General features: G+C 68.9%; 19 protein-coding genes. All 19 read right to left on the reverse strand.

Annotated elements, in window-relative coordinates; translation table 11 throughout:
• Positions 1-8: 8 nt before the first annotated feature.
• The 19 genes from rpsJ to BIU96_RS20495 all read right to left on the reverse strand — a co-directional run bounded on the left by rpsJ (position 9) and on the right by BIU96_RS20495 (position 18,649).
• Positions 9-317, reverse strand: a complete 309-nt coding sequence (rpsJ, locus tag BIU96_RS10440) for a 30S ribosomal protein S10 (RefSeq protein WP_022903286.1) — start codon at positions 315-317, stop codon at positions 9-11.
• A 518-nt stretch (positions 318-835) separates the two neighbouring features.
• Complete coding sequence (locus BIU96_RS10445) at positions 836-1,648, reverse strand: DarT ssDNA thymidine ADP-ribosyltransferase family protein (protein WP_071292547.1); 813 nt, start codon at positions 1,646-1,648, stop codon at positions 836-838.
• A gap of 81 nt (positions 1,649-1,729) precedes the next feature.
• Complete coding sequence (locus tag BIU96_RS10450; RefSeq protein ID WP_071292548.1) at positions 1,730-2,707, reverse strand: DNA topoisomerase IB; 978 nt, start codon at positions 2,705-2,707, stop codon at positions 1,730-1,732.
• A gap of 311 nt (positions 2,708-3,018) precedes the next feature.
• Entirely contained in the window at positions 3,019-3,285 is a 267-nt protein-coding gene (locus BIU96_RS10455; protein ID WP_071292549.1) for an Rv0909 family putative TA system antitoxin, read from the reverse strand.
• Positions 3,286-3,461: 176 nt separating this feature from the next.
• The gene (gene tuf / locus BIU96_RS10460) at positions 3,462-4,649 is read right to left on the reverse strand and encodes an elongation factor Tu (RefSeq protein ID WP_071292550.1); all 1,188 of its coding nucleotides are present in this window, start codon (positions 4,647-4,649) and stop codon (positions 3,462-3,464) included.
• Between the two features lie 147 nt (positions 4,650-4,796).
• Entirely contained in the window at positions 4,797-6,914 is a 2,118-nt protein-coding gene (gene fusA / locus BIU96_RS10465; protein WP_071292551.1) for an elongation factor G, read from the reverse strand.
• A 101-nt stretch (positions 6,915-7,015) separates the two neighbouring features.
• Complete coding sequence (rpsG, locus tag BIU96_RS10470; RefSeq protein ID WP_056121395.1) at positions 7,016-7,486, reverse strand: 30S ribosomal protein S7; 471 nt, start codon at positions 7,484-7,486, stop codon at positions 7,016-7,018.
• A gap of 4 nt (positions 7,487-7,490) precedes the next feature.
• The gene (gene rpsL, locus BIU96_RS10475) at positions 7,491-7,859 is read right to left on the reverse strand and encodes a 30S ribosomal protein S12 (RefSeq protein ID WP_071292552.1); all 369 of its coding nucleotides are present in this window, start codon (positions 7,857-7,859) and stop codon (positions 7,491-7,493) included.
• A gap of 411 nt (positions 7,860-8,270) precedes the next feature.
• Positions 8,271-9,428 carry a hypothetical protein gene (locus tag BIU96_RS10480; protein ID WP_071292553.1) on the reverse strand — a complete coding sequence of 386 codons (1,158 nt, stop codon included), beginning with the start codon at positions 9,426-9,428 and terminating at the stop codon, positions 8,271-8,273.
• A gap of 38 nt (positions 9,429-9,466) precedes the next feature.
• A complete protein-coding gene (locus BIU96_RS10485; RefSeq protein ID WP_071292554.1) occupies positions 9,467-9,934 on the reverse strand; it encodes a DUF6121 family protein in 468 nt (155 codons plus the stop codon).
• Positions 9,935-9,958: 24 nt separating this feature from the next.
• Positions 9,959-10,639, reverse strand: a complete 681-nt coding sequence (locus BIU96_RS10490) for a hypothetical protein (protein ID WP_139199956.1) — start codon at positions 10,637-10,639, stop codon at positions 9,959-9,961.
• 173 nt (positions 10,640-10,812) lie between these two features.
• On the reverse strand, positions 10,813-11,562 hold the full coding sequence (locus BIU96_RS10495) for a hypothetical protein (RefSeq protein WP_071292556.1): 750 nt from the start codon (positions 11,560-11,562) through the stop codon (positions 10,813-10,815).
• Positions 11,559-12,314 (reverse strand): hypothetical protein, encoded by a 756-nt coding sequence (locus BIU96_RS10500; protein WP_083402812.1) that lies wholly within the window; start codon positions 12,312-12,314, stop codon positions 11,559-11,561. Before BIU96_RS10500 ends, BIU96_RS10495 begins: the two co-directional genes overlap by 4 nt.
• Positions 12,311-13,363, reverse strand: coding sequence for a type IV pilus assembly protein PilM (pilM, locus tag BIU96_RS10505; RefSeq protein WP_071292557.1), 1,053 nt, complete (start codon positions 13,361-13,363; stop codon positions 12,311-12,313). The genes BIU96_RS10500 and pilM overlap by 4 nt, the downstream gene beginning before the upstream one ends.
• Positions 13,364-13,377: 14 nt before the next feature.
• The gene (locus tag BIU96_RS10510) at positions 13,378-14,211 is read right to left on the reverse strand and encodes an A24 family peptidase (protein ID WP_071292558.1); all 834 of its coding nucleotides are present in this window, start codon (positions 14,209-14,211) and stop codon (positions 13,378-13,380) included.
• Positions 14,208-16,022 carry a hypothetical protein gene (locus BIU96_RS10515; protein ID WP_071292559.1) on the reverse strand — a complete coding sequence of 605 codons (1,815 nt, stop codon included), beginning with the start codon at positions 16,020-16,022 and terminating at the stop codon, positions 14,208-14,210. Before BIU96_RS10515 ends, BIU96_RS10510 begins: the two co-directional genes overlap by 4 nt.
• 2 nt (positions 16,023-16,024) lie before the next feature.
• Complete coding sequence (locus BIU96_RS10520) at positions 16,025-16,726, reverse strand: hypothetical protein (protein ID WP_139199957.1); 702 nt, start codon at positions 16,724-16,726, stop codon at positions 16,025-16,027.
• Entirely contained in the window at positions 16,723-18,105 is a 1,383-nt protein-coding gene (locus BIU96_RS10525) for a prepilin-type N-terminal cleavage/methylation domain-containing protein (RefSeq protein ID WP_071292561.1), read from the reverse strand. Before BIU96_RS10525 ends, BIU96_RS10520 begins: the two co-directional genes overlap by 4 nt.
• A 106-nt stretch (positions 18,106-18,211) precedes the next feature.
• Complete coding sequence (locus tag BIU96_RS20495) at positions 18,212-18,649, reverse strand: type IV pilin protein (protein ID WP_071292562.1); 438 nt, start codon at positions 18,647-18,649, stop codon at positions 18,212-18,214.
• Between the last annotated feature and the right edge of the window lie 26 nt (positions 18,650-18,675).

Raw genomic sequence — 18,675 nt, forward strand, 5'->3', positions numbered from 1 at the left:
CAGCCCCCTTACAGCTTGATCTCGATGTTGACGTCTGCCGGCAGGTCGAGTCGCATGAGCGAGTCCACGGCCTTCGGCGTCGGGTCGACGATGTCGATTACCCGCTTGTGCGTGCGCTTCTCGAAGTGCTCGCGCGAGTCCTTGTACTTGTGAGGAGAACGGATCACGGTGACCACGTTCTTCTCGGTGGGGAGCGGCACCGGGCCGACCACGGTCGCACCGGCACGGGTCACCGTGTCGACGATCTTCCGGGCCGACGTGTCGATGACCTCGTGGTCGTACGACTTGAGCCGGATGCGGATCTTCTGTCCCGCCATGTGTCTCTTTGTCCTCTCTGCGCCGCGCACCCTCGGGCCGCCTGACGCCGCCTGCGTCGTGCATTCCTGCACGACTTGGCTGTTTTCCTGAACCAACCGGCCGCATCCGCTGGGGATGACCGCTGTTCTCCTGTCAACCGCGCGGGGCGGCGTGGGCCGTCCAGCGTGGGCATGTCGCTTCCCCCACGTCCGGACACAGCTGTGGCCGGGCGCTCACGAGGGACTCGATCGTGTTCTGCTGCCTGCGGCCCAACCCAGCCCTGCTGAACAGAGGGGTTGTGCACTGCCAGAGCAGTGATCCTGCGCACGCGAAGCGCGCGGAATTCGGAACCGGACAAGTCTCGCATAGGCACCGCCATCCGTGCAACCCGGGCGTGTCGCGATTTCATGGCGTGTCGCGGCCGGCTCACTCCCCCGGATCCACGGGGATCACGGGCCTGGAGGCGCGGCTCGGCCCCGACACGCGACATGCCCTCCGGAGACGGTCCGGAGGGCATGTCGTGGTGCGGTCGTGCGCGCTACTCGGCGACGACCGGCGGGACGAACCACGGGGGGAAGACCGCGACCCGGGGAGCATGGCCACCGTGGTCCTGCAGCACCGCCTTGACGGTCTGTCGGACGCGGTCGTTCGGTACGCCGATCACCGCGACGGCGGAGAACGGCACGCTCGGCCCGGCGAGGAGCTCGAGGCCGAGCATCTCCGGGTCGGTGAAGTCCGTGCGGCGGATGAGGTTCGTCGCGGCCTCGGGACCGACGGCGAAGCGGACGTCGTCGGCGTCGGCGTCCTGGTCGGCGACGATCACCGACGCACCGAAGGCCGAGACGGGCACGACGAGCATGATGTACTCGGTCGCCTTGGTCCGGCGTGCCGCGTCGGACCAGCGCTCGCCCTCGGCGCCGGTGCGGAGTTCGTCCCAGCGGGTGGCGTCGGGCGAGAGGGTGAAGGGCACGTGCCCGGCGACGGACGAACCGTCCGGGGCGGTGGCCTCGGCACGCGCCGCACGCGCGGTGGCCGACGCGACGTCGACGACCGGGGTGACGGCGTCGGACGCCAGGATGGCTCCGGACCCGACGATGTCGTCGAGGTTGTCCACGTGGGTCACGTGGTGGGCCCGGAGCGACGCGAAGTCACGCGCCTCGGGGAGGTCGGGGACCGGGGACCGCAGCGAGGACGCGGGGGTCGCGGCCTGGCCGGGGACGCTCCGGAGGGAGGTGGTGATCCGGGTCCGCCGGGGGGTCGGGGCGGTGGGGATCTCCGACGCCGCACGATGGCGCGGGGCGCAGATGTCGCAGAGCTCGGTCTCGAATCCGTGGATGCACTCGTCTGTCACGACTGGTGGGGGTCCTTCCGTGCCCGTGTGGGGGTGGTCGGGCACGAGGTCCAACGGTACGTCATCCCGGCGTGTTCCGCGTCACTGCCGGTAGAGGAGGGCCCGGACCTCGGACTCCGCGGCGTGCAGACGACCGGGGTCGATGGTCTCGCCGTGGTCGTACGCGTCGAGCAACCGCGGGTCGATGTAGCTCTGCCGGCACACCGTCGGGGTGTTCCCGAGCTCCTCGCTCGCGACCTTCACGGCGTGCGAGACCGCCTTCTTCCGCTTCGCCTCGGACGGCAGCGGCCCGGTCTTGGCCAGGTCGACGGCCGCGGCCACGGTGCCGTGCAGGGTCCGGAAGTCCTTCGCGGTGAACTCCTCGCCGGCGCGCTCCTTGACGTAGGCGTTGATGTCCTCGGCGGAGAGCGGTTCCCACTCGGCACCGCGGCGTTCGCGGAAGGAGAGCAGCCGGGCGTTCGGCCCGCGCCGCTTCATCCCGACGATGACCGAGGCGAGGTCCGGGTCGTGGATGGACGAGGACCACTCCTGACCGCTCTTGCCGGGGAAGTCGAGCTCGATGTCGTCGCCGGAGACGTGGGCGTGCGCGCAGAGGAGCGTGGAGAGCCCGCGGCTGCCGTGCTCCGTGGCGTACCGCTCCGACCCGACCCGCAGGGAGCCCTGGTCGAGCATCCGGAACGCGGCCGCCAGCGCGCGCTGCCGGTCCGGCTCCGGTCGGCGGAGGTCCTGCGTGACCATCCGGCGGGCGGACGGCAGCGACTCGGCGAGCGCGAGGGCACGGTCGTACTTGATCCGGTCCATCCGCTCGCGCCAGCCCGGGTGGTACATGTACTGCCGTCGGCCGGCGCCGTCGATGCCGGTGGCCAGGATGTGGCCGTTCTCGTAGGGCGAGATCCAGACGTCGTCCCACGCGGGCGGGATGACGAAGTCCTCGAGCCGCTGCCGGATCTCGGGGTCGGTGACGGTCTTGCCGTCCGGGTCGCGGTACGAGAACCCGCGGCCACTGCGGACGCGGTGGTAGCCGCGACCGTTGGTCGCGGAGCGGCGGAGGCGTGTCACGTCGTCGATGCAACACGCGCGTGCCTGTGACCGGGCCAGGTCACGGCCTGGAGGCGCGGTGCAGGCCCGCACCGCGCCTCCAGGCCGTCAGGTGGTCACGCTCGACCGCGTCGGCGCGCGACCAGCAGGATCGCCCCGGCGGCCATCGCGAGCCGTCCGGTCAGCGTGCGACGGTCAGTCGGCTGGACGCCCGCGTACGCGATCGCCGTCAGCATCTCGTGCCGTGATCGCCGGAGCGAGCGCTCCGGCGGGCAGGGTGCCGCCCACGGCTTCTGAGACGGTCGTCGGAGCGGCGCCCCGGGTGGCGAGCATCAGGCCGTGCCGGCGCCGTCGTTCCCGATCTTGTCGTCGAGGTCCTTCGCGGTCTTGTCGATCTGATCGTCGAACTTGCCGCCGGTGACCTTCTTGATGCCGTCGGCCAGGCCGTGGATGATCTTGTCGGAGACCTCCTCGGCCTTGTCGCTCTTGACGGCCTCCTCGATCTTGTCCCGGTTCTCGTCGACGAAGGCCTTCGCCTTGTCGGTGACCTCTTGCGCCTTCTCGGAGACGTTCTTCTGGATGTCGTCGAAGCCGGCCATGGTGCCTCCCTGTCCGGCCGGGCGAACCGGCCGTTCGATGGCCGGACGTCCCGACCGCTTGGCCGCCATCGTGCCCGCCCACGGGCGTCTTGTCCGCCGAACGCGGGAGAACTCCTGGCAAACGGAAAGCGGGGCCGGACCCGAAGGCCCGACCCCGCTGTCGCAGGTACCCGGAGTTACTTGGTGATCTCTTCGACCGTACCGGCGCCGACCGTACGACCACCCTCACGGATGGCGAAGCGGAGGCCCGGCTCCATGGCGATCGGCTGGATGAGCTCGACGGTCATGGAGACGGTGTCGCCGGGCATGACCATCTCGGTGCCCTCGGGCAGCGTGATGACGCCGGTGACGTCCGTGGTGCGGAAGTAGAACTGCGGGCGGTAGTTCGCGTAGAACGGGTTGTGACGCCCACCCTCGTCCTTGGTCAGGATGTACGCGTTCGCCTTGAAGTCCGTGTGCGGCGTGACCGAACCGGGCTTGACGACGACCTGGCCGCGCTCCACGTCCTCGCGCTTGAGGCCACGGATGAGCAGACCGGTGTTGTCACCAGCCTCGGCCTTGTCGAGCAGCTTGCGGAACATCTCGATGCCCGTGACCGTGGTCTTCTGCGTCGGGCGGATGCCGACGATCTCGACCTCGGAGTTCAGGTCGAGCGTGCCACGCTCGACACGACCGGTGACGACGGTGCCACGACCGGTGATCGTGAAGACGTCCTCGATCGGCATCAGGAAGGGCTGGTCGGTGGCGCGCACCGGGTCCGGAACGGACTCGTCGACGGCGGCCATGAGGTCCTGGACGGACTTGACCCACTTCTCGTCGCCCTCGAGCGCCTTGAGCGCCGAGACCTGCACGACGGGCGCGTCCTCGTCGAACTCCTGCGAGCCGAGCAGCTCGCGGACCTCGAGCTCGACGAGCTCCAGGATCTCCTCGTCGTCCACCATGTCGGACTTGTTCAGCGCGACGACGATGTACGGGACGCCGACCTGGCGAGCGAGCAGCACGTGCTCACGCGTCTGGGGCATCGGGCCGTCGGTGGCGGCGACCACGAGGATCGCGCCGTCCATCTGCGCCGCACCCGTGATCATGTTCTTCACGTAGTCGGCGTGACCCGGAGCGTCGACGTGCGCGTAGTGACGCTTCTCGGTCTGGTACTCGACGTGCGAGATGTTGATCGTGATACCGCGGTCGCGCTCCTCGGGAGCGCTGTCGATCTGCGCGAAGTCACGGGCCTCGTTGAGGTCCGGGTACTGGTCGTGCAGAACCTTGGTGATCGCCGCCGTGAGCGTCGTCTTGCCGTGGTCGACGTGACCGATGGTTCCGATGTTGACGTGCGGCTTGGTGCGCTCGAACTTGGCCTTGGCCACTGGGGTCCTCCTCAGGACTCGGAAGCGACACCCCCGACCGGCCCGTGTTGGGCGCGGGATCGTTGGTGCGCGGTGTGTGTCTTTACTTTACTTGGTGACGAGGGGCCCGTCGCCGGGCTCCCTCGCCTGTGGAGAAACGCTGGAGCGTTACTCCCCCGCGTTCTTCGCGATGATCTCCTCGGCGACCTTGGCCGGGACCTGGCTGTAGGTCTCGAAGGTCATCGAGTAGACGGCACGACCAGAGGTCTTCGACCGCAGGTCGCCGACGTAGCCGAACATCTCGGACAGCGGCACGCTCGCGCGGACCACCTTGACGCCGGACGCGTCCTCCATCGAGGCGATCTGGCCACGACGGGAGTTCAGGTCACCGATGACGTCGCCCATGTACTCCTCGGGCGTACGGACCTCGACGGCCATGATCGGCTCGAGGATCGCCGGACCGGCCTTGCGAGCCGCTTCCTTGTAGGCGATCGAACCGGCGATCTTGAACGCCATCTCGGACGAGTCGACGTCGTGCGCCGCGCCGTCCTTGAGGGTGGCCTTCACGCCGACCGTCGGGTAGCCCGCGAGGATGCCGACCTGCATGGCGTCCTGGATGCCGGCGTCGACCGACGGGATGTACTCGCGCGGGACACGGCCACCGGAGGTCGCGTTGACGAACTCGTAGACCTTCTCGCTCGTGACCTCCATCGGCTCGAGCGCGATCTGCACCTTCGCGAACTGACCGGAGCCACCGGTCTGCTTCTTGTGGGTGTAGTCGTAGCGCTCGACGACCTTGGTCAGCGTCTCACGGTAGGCCACCTGGGGCTTGCCGACGCTGGCCTCGACGTGGAACTCGCGCTTCATGCGGTCGACGAGGATGTCGAGGTGGAGCTCGCCCATGCCCTTGATCGTCGTCTGACCGGTCTCGGCGTTGAGCTCGACGCGGAACGTCGGGTCCTCTTCGGCGAGCTTCTGGATGGCCGTGGAGAGCTTCTCCTGGTCGGCCTTCGTGTTCGGCTCGATCGCGACCTCGATGACCGGCTCCGGGAACGTCATCGACTCGAGGACGACCTGGTTCGCCGGGTCGCACAGGGTGTCACCGGTGGTGGTGTCCTTGAGGCCGATGACCGCGTAGATGTGGCCAGCGGTCACGTTGGCGACCGGGTTCTCCTTGTTGGAGTGCATCTGGAAGATCTTCCCGATGCGCTCCTTCTTGCCCTTGGTCGAGTTGATGACCTGGGCACCGGACTCGATCGAGCCGGAGTAGACGCGGACGTACGTCAGACGACCGAAGAAGGGGTGCACCGCGACCTTGAACGCGAGGGCCGAGAACGGCTCCGTGGCGTCGGGCTTGCGGATGATCTCCTTCTCCTCGTCCTTGACGTCGTGGCCGATCATCGGCGGCACGTCGAGCGGGGACGGGAGGTAGTCGATGACGGCGTCGAGCATCGGCTGGACACCGCGGTTCTTGAACGCGGAACCGCACAGCACCGGGTAGAGCTCGCTGCTGACGGTGAGCTTGCGGATCGCAGCCTTGATCTCGGCCACCGAGAAGTCGGTGTCGCCCTCGAGGTAGCGGTTCAGCAGCTCGTCGTCGGCCTCGGCCACGCGCTCGATGAGCTTCTCGCGGTACTCGGCGGCGCGGTCGGCGAGGTCGGCCGGGATCTCCTCGATCTCGTACTTCGCACCCATCGCGACGTCACCCTTGGCGTCGCCGCGCCAGGTGAGCGCACGCATCTGGACGAGGTCGACGACGCCTTCGAACGAGCTCTCGGAGCCGATCGGCAGCTGGAGCACGAGGGGCTCCGCGCCGAGGCGGTTCACGATGGTGTCGACGGTGTAGTAGAAGTCGGCGCCCAGCTTGTCCATCTTGTTGACGAAGCAGATGCGCGGGACGTCGTACTTGTCAGCCTGACGCCACACGGTCTCGGACTGGGGCTCGACGCCCTCCTTGCCGTCGAAGACGGCGACCGCACCGTCGAGGACGCGGAGCGAGCGCTCCACCTCGACCGTGAAGTCCACGTGACCGGGGGTGTCGATGATGTTGATCTGGTTGTTGTCCCAGAAGCAGGTCGTCGCGGCCGACGTGATCGTGATGCCGCGCTCCTGCTCCTGCGCCATCCAGTCCATCGTGGCAGCGCCGTCGTGGACCTCACCGATCTTGTGCGTGATGCCCGTGTAGAACAGGATGCGCTCGGTCGTCGTGGTCTTGCCGGCATCGATGTGCGCCATGATGCCGATGTTGCGGACCTTGTTCAGGTCGGTGAGCACGTCCTGTGCCACAGGGTTCCTCCGGAAGAGTTGTAGGAGAGGTTGGCGGCCGGCCGGGCGCCGGGGTTCTTCACCACCGGCGCCCGGACGGTGCCGGGACTACCAGGCCGGACTTACCAGCGGTAGTGGGCGAAGGCCTTGTTCGACTCGGCCATCTTGTGCGTGTCCTCGCGGCGCTTGACCGCGGCACCGAGACCGTTCGACGCGTCGAGGATCTCGTTCATGAGACGCTCGGTCATCGTCTTCTCGCGACGGGCCTTGGCGTACGAGGTGAGCCAGCGGAGCGCGAGGGTGTTCGCGCGGTGCGGCTTGACCTCGACCGGCACCTGGTAGGTCGAGCCACCGACGCGGCGGCTGCGGACCTCGAGGGTCGGACGGACGTTGTCGAGCGCCTTCTTGAGCGTCACGACGGCGTCCTGCTGGTTCTTGGCGGTGACCCCTTCGAGTGCGTCGTAGACGATGCGCTCGGCGAGGCCCTTCTTGCCGTCCAGCAGGATCTTGTTCACGAGCTGGGAGACGATCGGTGCGCCGTAGACGGGGTCTGCGACGACGGGACGCTTGGGGGCGGGACCCTTACGAGGCATTGGCTCAACCCTTCTTCGCGCCGTAGCGGCTACGTGCCTGCTTACGGTTCTTCACGGCCTGCGTGTCGAGCGCGCCGCGGATGATCTTGTAGCGGACACCGGGGAGGTCCTTCACACGACCGCCACGGACGAGCACCATCGAGTGCTCCTGGAGGTTGTGGCCCTCACCGGGGATGTAGGCCGTGACCTCGGTACCGTTCGAGAGCTTCACACGAGCGACCTTGCGCAGTGCCGAGTTCGGCTTCTTGGGGGTGGTGGTGTAGACGCGGGTGCACACACCACGCTGCTGGGGGTTCGCCTTCAGTGCCGGCGCCTTGGTCTTGGTGACCTTCGGCGAACGACCCTTGCGAACGAGCTGCTGAATAGTAGGCAACTGTTCTCCTGGTCCTGCTCGTGCTCTCTGGCCGACGCGGTCCGCCGGCTTCCTCGTCCCACGCTGATCACCGCCTGACGGCGGACGACGAGTGGGGGACGGATTCCGGCCGACCGAGGGTCGTACCGGTTTTTTCGGGCGCGCCTTAGGGCGCACACCGAGAAGAGACTACCCGCGTCACACAGCGAAATCAATCCGGGCGCGTCGCCCTGGAGGCCCGTGGTGACCGCCCTGGGCGAACACCCGCCGTGCGGGTGCGCACCCTGCGCGCGGGGCGCTACGCCGAGACGGCTCCGCGCGTCGGTGCAGCCTGCCAGTCGCGCGACCGGGCGGTGACCACTCGGGCGGGCGAGGTGCGTGGCGGGGTCGAGCCGCGCCTCCAGGCCGGGTGATCCGCCGGGTGGCGGACGGTCAGGATCCCGTGTCGGTCGAACCGTTGCCGATCGCCGACCGGAACGTGGCGCCCTGGTCGGTGAAGCCGGTGATGTACCCGCTCGCGTTGACGTTCATCGGACCGGCCGAAGCCGTCCCGACGCCACCCGGACCGGAGATGTCCGCGGTGAACGTGGCGCGGCCGAACGTCGTCGTCGTCACGAGCCAGCCGGACGAGACCCAGCCGCCGACCGAGACGGCCGGACGGGTCTCGAGGGTCCACTTCTGGTTCGTGTAGGTGTAGGCGGGGTCCTCGCCGTAGGCGTAGAAACTGCAGCCCTTCGGCGACGCGTCGGTCGAGGCGATGCAGCCGTTCACCCAGGCGTCCACCGCGGCCTTGGCCGACTGCTCGCCCGCTGCCGTCAGCTTCGTCGTCATCGACACCGGCGTCGAGACCTCGCCACCGAAGCCCGCGACCGTCGCCTTCGAACCGTCCGCCTCGAACCACTTGCCGCCGTCGAGTGCGACCTCGTACGTGCCGGGCAGCGCGGGGAGCTCGGCCGTGCCGTCCTTCGCGGTCGTGACCGACTGGCCGGCGACGGTCACCTTCGCACCCGACGGCCCGCGGACACTGACGTCCACCGTGCCGAGCTTCGGCGCCTGGAGTTCCCAGACCGGGAACACACCCCACTCGGTGCCGGTCTTGTCGAGCGTGAACGTCGTCGAGACGTCGCGGCCGTCCTGCTTGAGGTAGGCGGTGACCGTCGCGGTGTCGCCGTCGTCGCGGGTGGCCGCGATCCGGTACCCCGTGACGCGCCCGGTCGCCTTCTTGTACGCCGCTTCTGTGAGGAGGACGTCGTCCTTGTCGTGCTCGATGCCGGCCGCCTGCAGCGCGTCGTCGACCTTGCCGGCCGTCAGGTCGTCGAGGAACGCCCGCACCGGACGGTCCGCCGAGTGCGAGGCCGTACCGACCGAGTAGCCGACGATCCCCGCGACGGCGAGCAGCACGATCGCCGTGCCGCCGGCGATGATGCCGATGAGGGCGCCGCGGCGGAGCTTGCGGCGAGGGCGGGGTGCCGGTGCCGCGGCGGACGCCGGTGCCGAGTGCGCTGCGTCCAGCGGTGCCCCGGGCGTACCGCTGATCGTGTCGACGGTCGGGACGGCTCCCCAGCCGTCGGGCTCGTGCTGGTCGGTCATCGGTCCCCCGTCGTGGTGCTGGTGTCGCTGCCGGAATCCTACCGCCGGGCTCCGTCATCGCTCGTGCTCGTGGTCGTCGTCGGGGCCCCCGGGGTCTTCGCCTGGTGTCGCGCCGTCGCGATGCCGCCGACCACGCAGAGCAGGACCACCACCACGGAGCCCACGACGAACGGGCCGAGGGCGTAGCCCGCCGGGAAGACCAGCAGCTCGGTGAGGTCCGACCGGACCAGGGCGTAGCCGACCGCCCCGACGCCGAGCATCACGAGGTACGCGGTCGCCGCCGCGACGAGGCCGGTGACGCCGGGGTTGCCGTCACGGGCACCGACCGCAGTCGCGAGGAAGACCACGGTCGCACCGCCGAGCACCATCGCCGGCCCGAGGTACGGGGTGGCGTCGGGCTGCGAGATGACCTCGACGTCGGCGAGCAGGGCTTCGAAGCCCGTCACCGCGATGACGAGCGCGATGAAGAGCACCGACGTCATCGTCGCGATCAACCACCGGGACATGCGGCGATCGTATCGCTGGGAGCGTCAGGCGCGGGTGGAGTCCGCGCGGCGCGGCTCGTCGGCGTGGTCGTCGTCCTCGGCGCGTGCCGCTCGGTCCTGGCGGTCGGCCTGGCCCTGGGCTGCAGCGACGAGGGCGAGGGCGATCGTTGCGGTGATGACGGGGATGGACTCGGTCATCGGGGCGGCGGCGGTCGTCGCTTCCGCCGTTGCTCCGGTCGTCGCGTCTGCCGTGTCGGCCGTCGCGTCGGCCGTCGCGTCTGCCGTGTCGGCCGTCGCATCCGTCGCGTGGGCCACTGCCTGGAGGCCCGGGGCCGCGTCCGCCTCGCCGGCCACGTCCGGCTCGTGGTCGCGCAGCGCCGGCCCGACGATGGGCAGGACCGCGGTCGTCGCCGGCGGCTCGGTGTGCAGGACCGGCTGCTCGGAGTCGATCGGCGCGCCGTGCTCGGCGGCGCGCTTCGCCACGCGGCGGGCCTTCGCCATCTTCACCAGGACGACCACCGCGACGATCGCCCAGATGCCGTTCACGATCGTCGACGGGATCGCGTGGTGCGCCGCGACGTTGACCGCGACCGCGAGGCCTCCGACGAGGTTGAACAGTTGGTAGACGGGGCCGTTCGGCAGCTTGCCCGTCGAGAAGAGAATGTAACCTGCTAGGACGGTTACGGCTCCGAACCAGCCGAGGAACTCCACGATTCCGTACAACACGCGCGACTCCGGGCACGACGAGGAACGGCCGATTCGAGCCGACCGTTCGAGAGGGGTGTGAGCAGCCGCGAGTGCGGCGTCAGGAGCATCGTACGCACAGCGACAGGCGTCGCGGAAGAGGGTTCGGCGTGGCGTGGGGGACCCCAGTCGGAGGGGTGTTCCGCGGGGGTGGATCAGCCGTTGGTGGGGGTGCTGCTCGTCGCCTTCTGACCGGCGTCCGAGAGCACGTAGACCGAGCCGCTGAAGGTCCAGGAAGGCGTCTCGGCGACGCCCCCCGAGTCCGCGGACGCCGCGGTCTCGATGGACGACGAGATCGAGTCGATCAGGAACAATCGCGGATTCGCCTGCACGCCCTTCACGAAGGCCAGTGCCTGGGCGAACTCACCCTTCACCGACACCGAGACCGGGATGACGGAGAAGTTCAGGGCGGTGATGGCGCTGTCCGTCACCGTCACCGGCGCCGCCGGCACGGCGGGAGTCGACGCGGTTGCGGTCGCACTCGGTGTCGGCGTCGCCGTGGCTGCGCTGGACGCCTCGGCGCTCGCTGCCTCTCCCGATCCCGCAGCGGTGGCTGGAGGGGCGTACGCCTGCGCGTCACCGAGGGTCATCGTCGACACCTTGACGCCGGTGGCGGTCGCGGTGGCGTTCAGCTGGCTAATGAAGGTCGACGCGCTCGCCGACGAGGGGACGGAGGCGCGGAGGGCTGCGAGTTCCGCCTGCATCTTGGGCAGGGACTTCGCCTGCTCGCGGAGCCGACCGAGTTCCGTCCGCGTCGTGCTGTTGCCCGCCTCGACGCTCGCGCGGTCCGCCTTGGCGGCCGTCGCCCGGTCGAGCTGCGGCTGGACGCCGAGGAAGAACCCTCCGGCAGCGATCGCGAGTGCGGCAACGGCCGCGAGGAGGAGCATCAGGCGGTTGCGGCTCATGACTTGCCCTTCGGGTCGTACTTGCCGTCGAATGCGCGCTCATCGAGGTGGATCGTCATGTCGACCGTGTAGACGTTCGTCGACGCATCGAGCGTCACCGAGTTCGCGTTCGCGTCGACGAAGGCCGGGATGCGCTTCACCGAGTCGAGCCAAGCAGGGACCGACGGGAGCGTCGGACTCGCAGCGTCGATGGTCAGGGTCGCGACGCGCTGGCCCTGGAGCGGCGTGGTGGGCTGCGCGTACGCCTCCAGCGGCGTCGCGGAGTCGATCTGCACGCCGGTGATGGTGACCCCCGGCGGGAGGGAGTCCTGCACACGTTGCAGGGTCGCCTGCCAGTCGATCTCGGTCGATCCCCCGACGGACTGGGCAGATCGGAGAAGATCCGACTGGCTCTCGATGCTCCGCACGTCCCGGAACTGCTGCTGCTGGACGAGCAGTGCGTCGGTCTCCTGCTGAGCCTGAGCGAGCTGCGCGTCCGCCTCCATCGCACTCGCCGACGCGAGCGCGATGACCGCGCCCACGGCCACGGCCACGACGACCACGCCGAGCCATGCCCGACGCACGCCGGCGCGCTGCCGACGGTCCACGAGCACTTCGGTCGGGAGGAGATCGACGCGCGGCAGACCGCCGATCACGAGCGTGGTCGCAGCGGACCGTCCCTGTCGCTTGGTGCGCTGGGCGGTCTCCGCCGCGATGCGCGTCTCGGTCGATCCGGCAGTCCGGCGCTTCGACGGTTCGAGGAGTTTCGTCATGCTGCACTGCTCCCGGTGGCCAGACCCCAGGCGGCGGCGATGGACAGCCCCCGCGTCGTGATGTCCTCGCGGCGGATCGACCGGCTCGCTGCAGCGTCCGCGAACGCATCGCCGATGCGCACCGTGGTTCCGGTCTGCGCTTGCAATGCCTCGGCGAACCCCGGCAGCTGGGCGCCGCCGCCGGCGAGGACGATGCTGGCGACGGTCGTGCCCGGGCGGGTCCCGACGAAGTAGTTGACGGTGTTGCGGAGGCTCATGAGCAGCTCGTTGCTGAGCTCACGGATGGTCGCGGCCGCGCGGAGGTCGTCCGGCGTCTGAGCACGCGTCCCGAGCCCGATCCAACGCTTGACCGCTTCGGCCTGCTCGACCGGGATCTCGAGCGCCGTGGACAGCGCAACGGTGAGGTCGTCCCCGCCCGACGGCACGATGCGGACGAACTGCGGGACGCCGTTCTCCGCGATGACGATGGTCGTGGTGTTCGCTCCGACCTCGGCGAGCGCGTGCGTTCCCGGGAACCGAGACGCCGGGAGGTAGACCCGAGTGAGCGCGAACGGGATGAGATCCACGCCCACGGGGTTGAGCCCGGCCAGCTGCACCGCGCGCACGTTCGCCAGGACCGCGTCCTTGATGGCGGCGATGAGGAGGCCGGTGACGAGGGGACCTTCCGGGCCGACTTCTTCCGAGACCGGGTAGAAGTCCAGGATCGCGTCCCCGACCGGCACCGGCAGCATGTCCTGTACCTGGAACGGGAGCGACTCCCGGATCTGCGCCAACGGCGCCTTGGGCACTGTCAGGTCACGGGACAGCACTCGCTGGTTCCCCATGCCGAGCACGACGTCCTTCGAGCGGAAGCGTCCGATGCGCCAGAGCTCCTTGAGGCTGGCTGCGATCGTGTTCGGTTCGAGGACCTCGCCGCGCTTGGTCGCCCCGGACGGCAGGGGGACCTCGGCCACGCGCTGGATCACGGGCTCCGGCTTGTCGGGGTTCGCGACCTCGACACCGCGGATGGTCTCACCGCCGATGTCGATGCCGACGACGCTCTTCGCCATGTGCAAGTCCTTCCTCAAACCAGTCCGATGATCCGCAGGTACCCGTCGAGCAGCGGCTGGCCGAAGAACACACCGAGCCAGGCGCCGCCGAGCATCCAGGGGCCGAACGGGATACCGGAGCCGCGCTTCGCGCGTCCGACCACGATGAGGCCGATGGCGAAGGTACCTCCGAGCACGAACGCGCCGAAAGCTCCCACTGCGAGGGGTCCCCATCCGAGGTACGCGAGCACCAGCCCCAGGACGCCGGCGAGCTTGACGTCCCCGAGACCCATGCCGCCGGGCACCGCGATGGCGAGCGCCAGGTACGCCCCACCGAGGACGACCAAGCCGATCCCGGCACGCAGCACCGCACCCCAGTCACCCGAGAGGGCTGCGGCGACCACGAGGAGCACCGCGATGACCGGGTACGCCGGGAGGACCACGGAGTTGGGGAGGCGGTGCACCTCGAGGTCGATAAGCGCCAGGGCGACCGAGATCGCCATCAGGTAGAGCATCGCGACGAGTTCGATCGTCGCGACGGCAGCCGACCGTCCGTCCGTCGCGCCGGCGAGCGGTGGGCCGAAGCGGAGGACGACCAGGGCGAACAGCAGCGCCGTGGCGAGTTCGACCAGGGGGTACCGCACCGAGATCGGTGCAGCGCAGTCTCGGCAGCGCCCTCGCAGGGCGATCCACGACAGGACGGGCACGTTGTCGCGGGCGCGGATTGCATGATCACACCGAGGACAGGCGCTCGACGGCGCGACGACGGACAGTCCGGCGGGGACCCGGTGGACGACCACGTTCAGGAACGAGCCGACCGCCAGGCCGATCACGGCTCCGAACGACAGGATCACGAGCGCGCCGGTCATCGCGGGCTCCCGTTCGCGTCGTACGCGGGACGCACCTCGATCTGGGACGTCACCTTGTACGTCGTGACGACCGGTTGGGGGAAGAACGGGGGCGTGTAGCTCGCCAGACTCGAGTCGTAGCCGTACGACTTGAGGTACCCGTTGGAGCCCTTGCCGACCGCTCCGCGGTACCGCTGCGCGATCGACCCGTTCACCGTGAGGGTTCCGCGGTCGCCGCCGTAGGCGTAGTTCTGGACGGTGAAGGTCCCCTGGTTCGACAGGATCGCGCCCGAGACGGTGCGGTTGTCCGGCAGGAAGGGGTAATTGGTCCCCCTGCTGTTGACGTAGATCGGGTTCCAGACCAGGACTGCCTCTTGACCGACGATGCCGAGCACCGTCGACGCGGCACGGCCGGCGGTGTACTGGAGGTCACCGGTGATGTAGACGTAGTTCTCGGCATCGAGCGTGATCGAGGCGTCGACCTTCCCGGAGACGAAGAGGTCGCCGTTGGTGCAACCGTAGGCAGTCGCGAAGGGGACCGGTCCGCCCTGGGCGTTCCTGGGGATGGACTCGCTGTACGTGCCGGACAGCCCTGAGACCGATCCGGTGTACGGGAAGCCGAGACCGTTGTCGGTCACCGAGGGGCTCTTCATGCACGCGGACAGCGCGGTGGCCGTCGTGTACTTGGACCAGTAGTAGTTCGGGTTCGTCGTGCTCCCGCTGCCGGCCGAAGCCGGTTCGTCCTGCACGTAGATGAGGTTGTTCGCCAGGAGGCTCGTGCTCAGGGTGGCGCCCGCGCCTCGGAGGTCCGAGATCGCTCCGCACTTCGCTGGTGCGGAACCGTACGGCGACGACTTCTGCAGGTTGGTGGCGAGGGTGAGGGGCGACCGCACGGTCATCTTCCCATTGCCGAGGAACGTGATCTGGGTGGGCCCGGTGTAGAGGCAGCCCGTGCCCTGCGAGGTCCCGGTGACGGCCGCGTCGTCGGAGTACATCCGGTCCCGACCCGCACTGATCGTGGACGGCGGGGTGTACGAGCCGACGATCTCAGGTTGGTAGCCGCTGTAGTACTGGAACGCCGGCGTCCTGGTCGGGCTGCACACCCGGTTGCTCCATCCCTGCGCCGACTGGACGGTGCTCTTGAAGGTCCCGCCGCAGATCAGGAGCATGTCGTTCGACCGGATGGGCCCGTTCAGCACGTCGCCGTCCTGGAACTGGATCTTGCTGCACGCGGTGTCGCCGTTCGTCGGACGCGCACTGTAGTCGGCGTTCTGGTAGACGTTCGTGCAGTCCTCACCGGTGATGGCCGGGTCGCCGGACTCGTAGTCGGTCCAGTAGAGGTAGCTCGAGAACCCGTCCGGCTTGACGTTGGCCACGAGGCTCCTGGTCGTGCTGCCGGCCTTGCCGGTCACCTGGACTCGGACGATGCCCTGCTGGCCGTAGATGCTGTTGTCGACGGCGTACCGGTAGAACGTGCCGCCACCGGCGCCGGCCGAGTCCGGGACGGCGACCCAGCTCGTGAACGCCGAGTTGCCGCCCGTGCTGTTCGGGAACGTGTCCCCGCTGCTGAACGCCTGGCTCGCGTCACCGTACTTCGTGGCGTAGTTGTTGTCGGCGTTCACCCGGGACTGGTAGTCGGCGAGTCCCGCGTAGGCCGCCGCCATCGCGTTCGCGTAGTCGCGATCCGAGCTCGTCTTCGTTGCGCCGGTCGTCGCGATCCCCATCATGGTGGCCGCGAGGATCAGGACGACCATCCCGATGCCGAGCACGGCGACGAGCGCGACACCCCGGTCGTCGTCCTTCGACCGGAGGAGGGAGAGGATTCGGTGCACGATCAGCTCCGGAGGTTCGGCATGCCCACCGTGCTGGTGAGCGAGACGTTGTTGGCGGCGGTCGGTCTGGTCGAGTCGCGCTCCCCCACGGTGAGGGCGACCGTCACCGAGGCGACGGTCTGCAGCTGTGCGGCGCTGAGGACACTGGCACCGGCACCGATCGGAGCTCCGGCCGCGTCACGGTAGGTGAACAGCGTGGTCGGGACGACGGACGAAGCGAGCGTGAGCGTCGAGGTCGGCCGGTCGGTCAAGGTCGCGGTCGAGGCGCGCGGGAAGTCGTAGTAGCTCTTCGTCACGTCGGTCGGGGTGCCGTTCCACTTCGTCTCGGTGATCGTCCCCTTTGCGGGGTCGAGCGTGAACTGCACCTCGACCGGTTGCACGTCCACGGCCGAGTTGAGGTTGATGTAGGCGAAGAAGCGAGCCGACGTGGGCGACGCGTACTGGAACGCGTACTGCGTGTCGACCCCGCTCGACACCGGGTTGTTCGATGCGACTCGGAGCATGCGCTGCATCTCCCGCATGGCCGTCGACGCGACTCGGGTGTTCGAGTCCACGCCGGTGGCCGTCGTGGACGCGCGGGAGACCGAGGCGAAGAACGCACCGACCATGGCGAGCAACAGGACGGTCACGCTGAGCGCGACGATCAGCTCGGCGAGTGAGACCCCGCGTTCGTCCGCGTGGAGCCGCCGCAGGAGTCGCATCACGGCGCACGCCTCGGGTCGAGCATGACCTTGTTCGATGCGGTCGTCACGCCCGTCGCCGTGGTGACGTTCGGTGTCCCACTCGCGAAGGCGATGCTGATGACACCACCCAGGATCGACGTGACGGTGCCCGACCGCAGCGTGTACGTGCCGTACGGCAGCGCGATGGTCGCGGTCCCGCCGACGGGCAGGCCGGTGAACGTGTAACTGGTCGTGGTCGCGCATCCGGGGTCGCCGGAGTTGGCGTTCGGCGTGGTCGTCGTGGCGGTCAGGGCGTTGTCGAGCTTGCCTGCCAACTTGACCGTCAGGATCTGCACGGGCGCCTTGACCGCGTTCGTACCGGCGAGGGGCTGCGCAGCGCTGCGCGGGGTCACGGCACTTCCGTTCGCGGTGGTCCAGTTCTCCGGATCGACGCTCGAGCAGGACGCAGGGGTGCCCGGCACGGCCTTGTACCCGTCGGCGTACGGGAAGACCTGGGTGGTGGTCCCGGCGGCGTACGGGCCGTAGTCCGCCGTCTTCCGCCGCAGCGACACCGGGGTGCTGGTCGGCGATGTGAAGGTCGCGGCGCCGGCATTCGGGTCCGTCCACTGAGGGGCGATCGTCAGTGCCGTGTCGTAGTTGAAGTTCGCCGCGGACGTCTGGTTCGCGGTCACGGTGACCGTGGTCGAGGGCCTCGTCGTCTGGGCACCGAGCGACCCGGAGGACGTGCCGTCGTCGATGTTGCCGGACTTCGCGAGGGCGACGTCGTAGCGTCCCGGCTTGACGTTGACGGCGTACGAGCAGCCCGTCGAATCGGTCTGCGGGATCGTGGACGTGATCGCCGAAGCGCCGTTCGGACTGGCGTTCGGGCCGATCGAGACACTGACACCCGGGTTGCCGCTCCCGTCGACGCGCGACACCGAGACGATGATCGTGCCGAGGTTCGCGGCCGTCACGGACGACGTCGGCGCCACCATGCTGTTCATCGAGATCGACTGCGCCTCCCCGCGGCCACCGGCGGTCCAGCTCACGGTCATGGACACGCGCTTGTAGGCGAGGGGTCCGCCACCGGCTCCACACGCGTTCGCGGTTCCAGCGGTCGGTACCCACCGCGCTGTCTGCTGCACGGAGTAGTCGACCTCGCCGACCCGCACAGGCTTCGTCTCGTCGACCACTCCGAACAGGTTGGTCGAGGTGCGGGCCCTGTCGATCGCGTCCTGCGCGAGGCCGATCGCGACCTCGCGTGACCGGGAGCCGTGGGCCAGGTAGAGCGAACTGGCGATGCCCATCGCCACGCCGGCCGCGATCATGGCGAACACCGTCATGGCGACGAGGACCTCGATGATCGAGAAGCCCTCGTCACGATCACGTGCGTCGCTGATCAGCGCCGAGAGTCGCAGCACGACAGCACCTCCGGGAAGCAGTGGACGGGGAGAGACAGGAAGACGGGCGGACCGGACTCGCGTCGAGCCGGGTCCGCCCGTCAGGTCTCAGGTCTGAGGTCTCAGGTCAGGAGACGGCCGGGCAGGCGCCGTCCTTCGCGCCACCGTCCTGGTCGACGTAGAACTGCTTGGTCGAGTTGCTCGTGACCTGGATGCAGAACGTGCCGGCGGTGACGTTCGAACGAACGAGCGACGGGGTGACGCCCTTGCCCGACTCGTACGTCCCGCTCGGGCTGTACCCGTTCAGGCTGGAGAGGTTTGCCGGGAAGGTGTTGTTCGCCGTGTACGCGGCGATGACCGCCGTCTTGGCGTTCTGGATGTCCGACTTCGCGGAGGCGTCCTTCGCGTTGTTCTGCACGCTCAGGTAGACCGGGATGGCGATCGCGGCGAGGATGCCGATGATGATGACGACGACGAGGAGTTCGATGAGCGTGAAGCCCTTCTCCTTGTCCTCGAGGAGACCCTTGCGGCGAGCGTCGAGCTTGCCCATGAGAGCGAAGTACATGGTGATTCCGTTCTTTCGGGAATGTG

The organism is Curtobacterium sp. MCBA15_008, assembly GCF_001865065.1.
In the GTDB taxonomy this organism is placed as follows: Bacteria; Actinomycetota; Actinomycetes; order Actinomycetales; family Microbacteriaceae; genus Curtobacterium.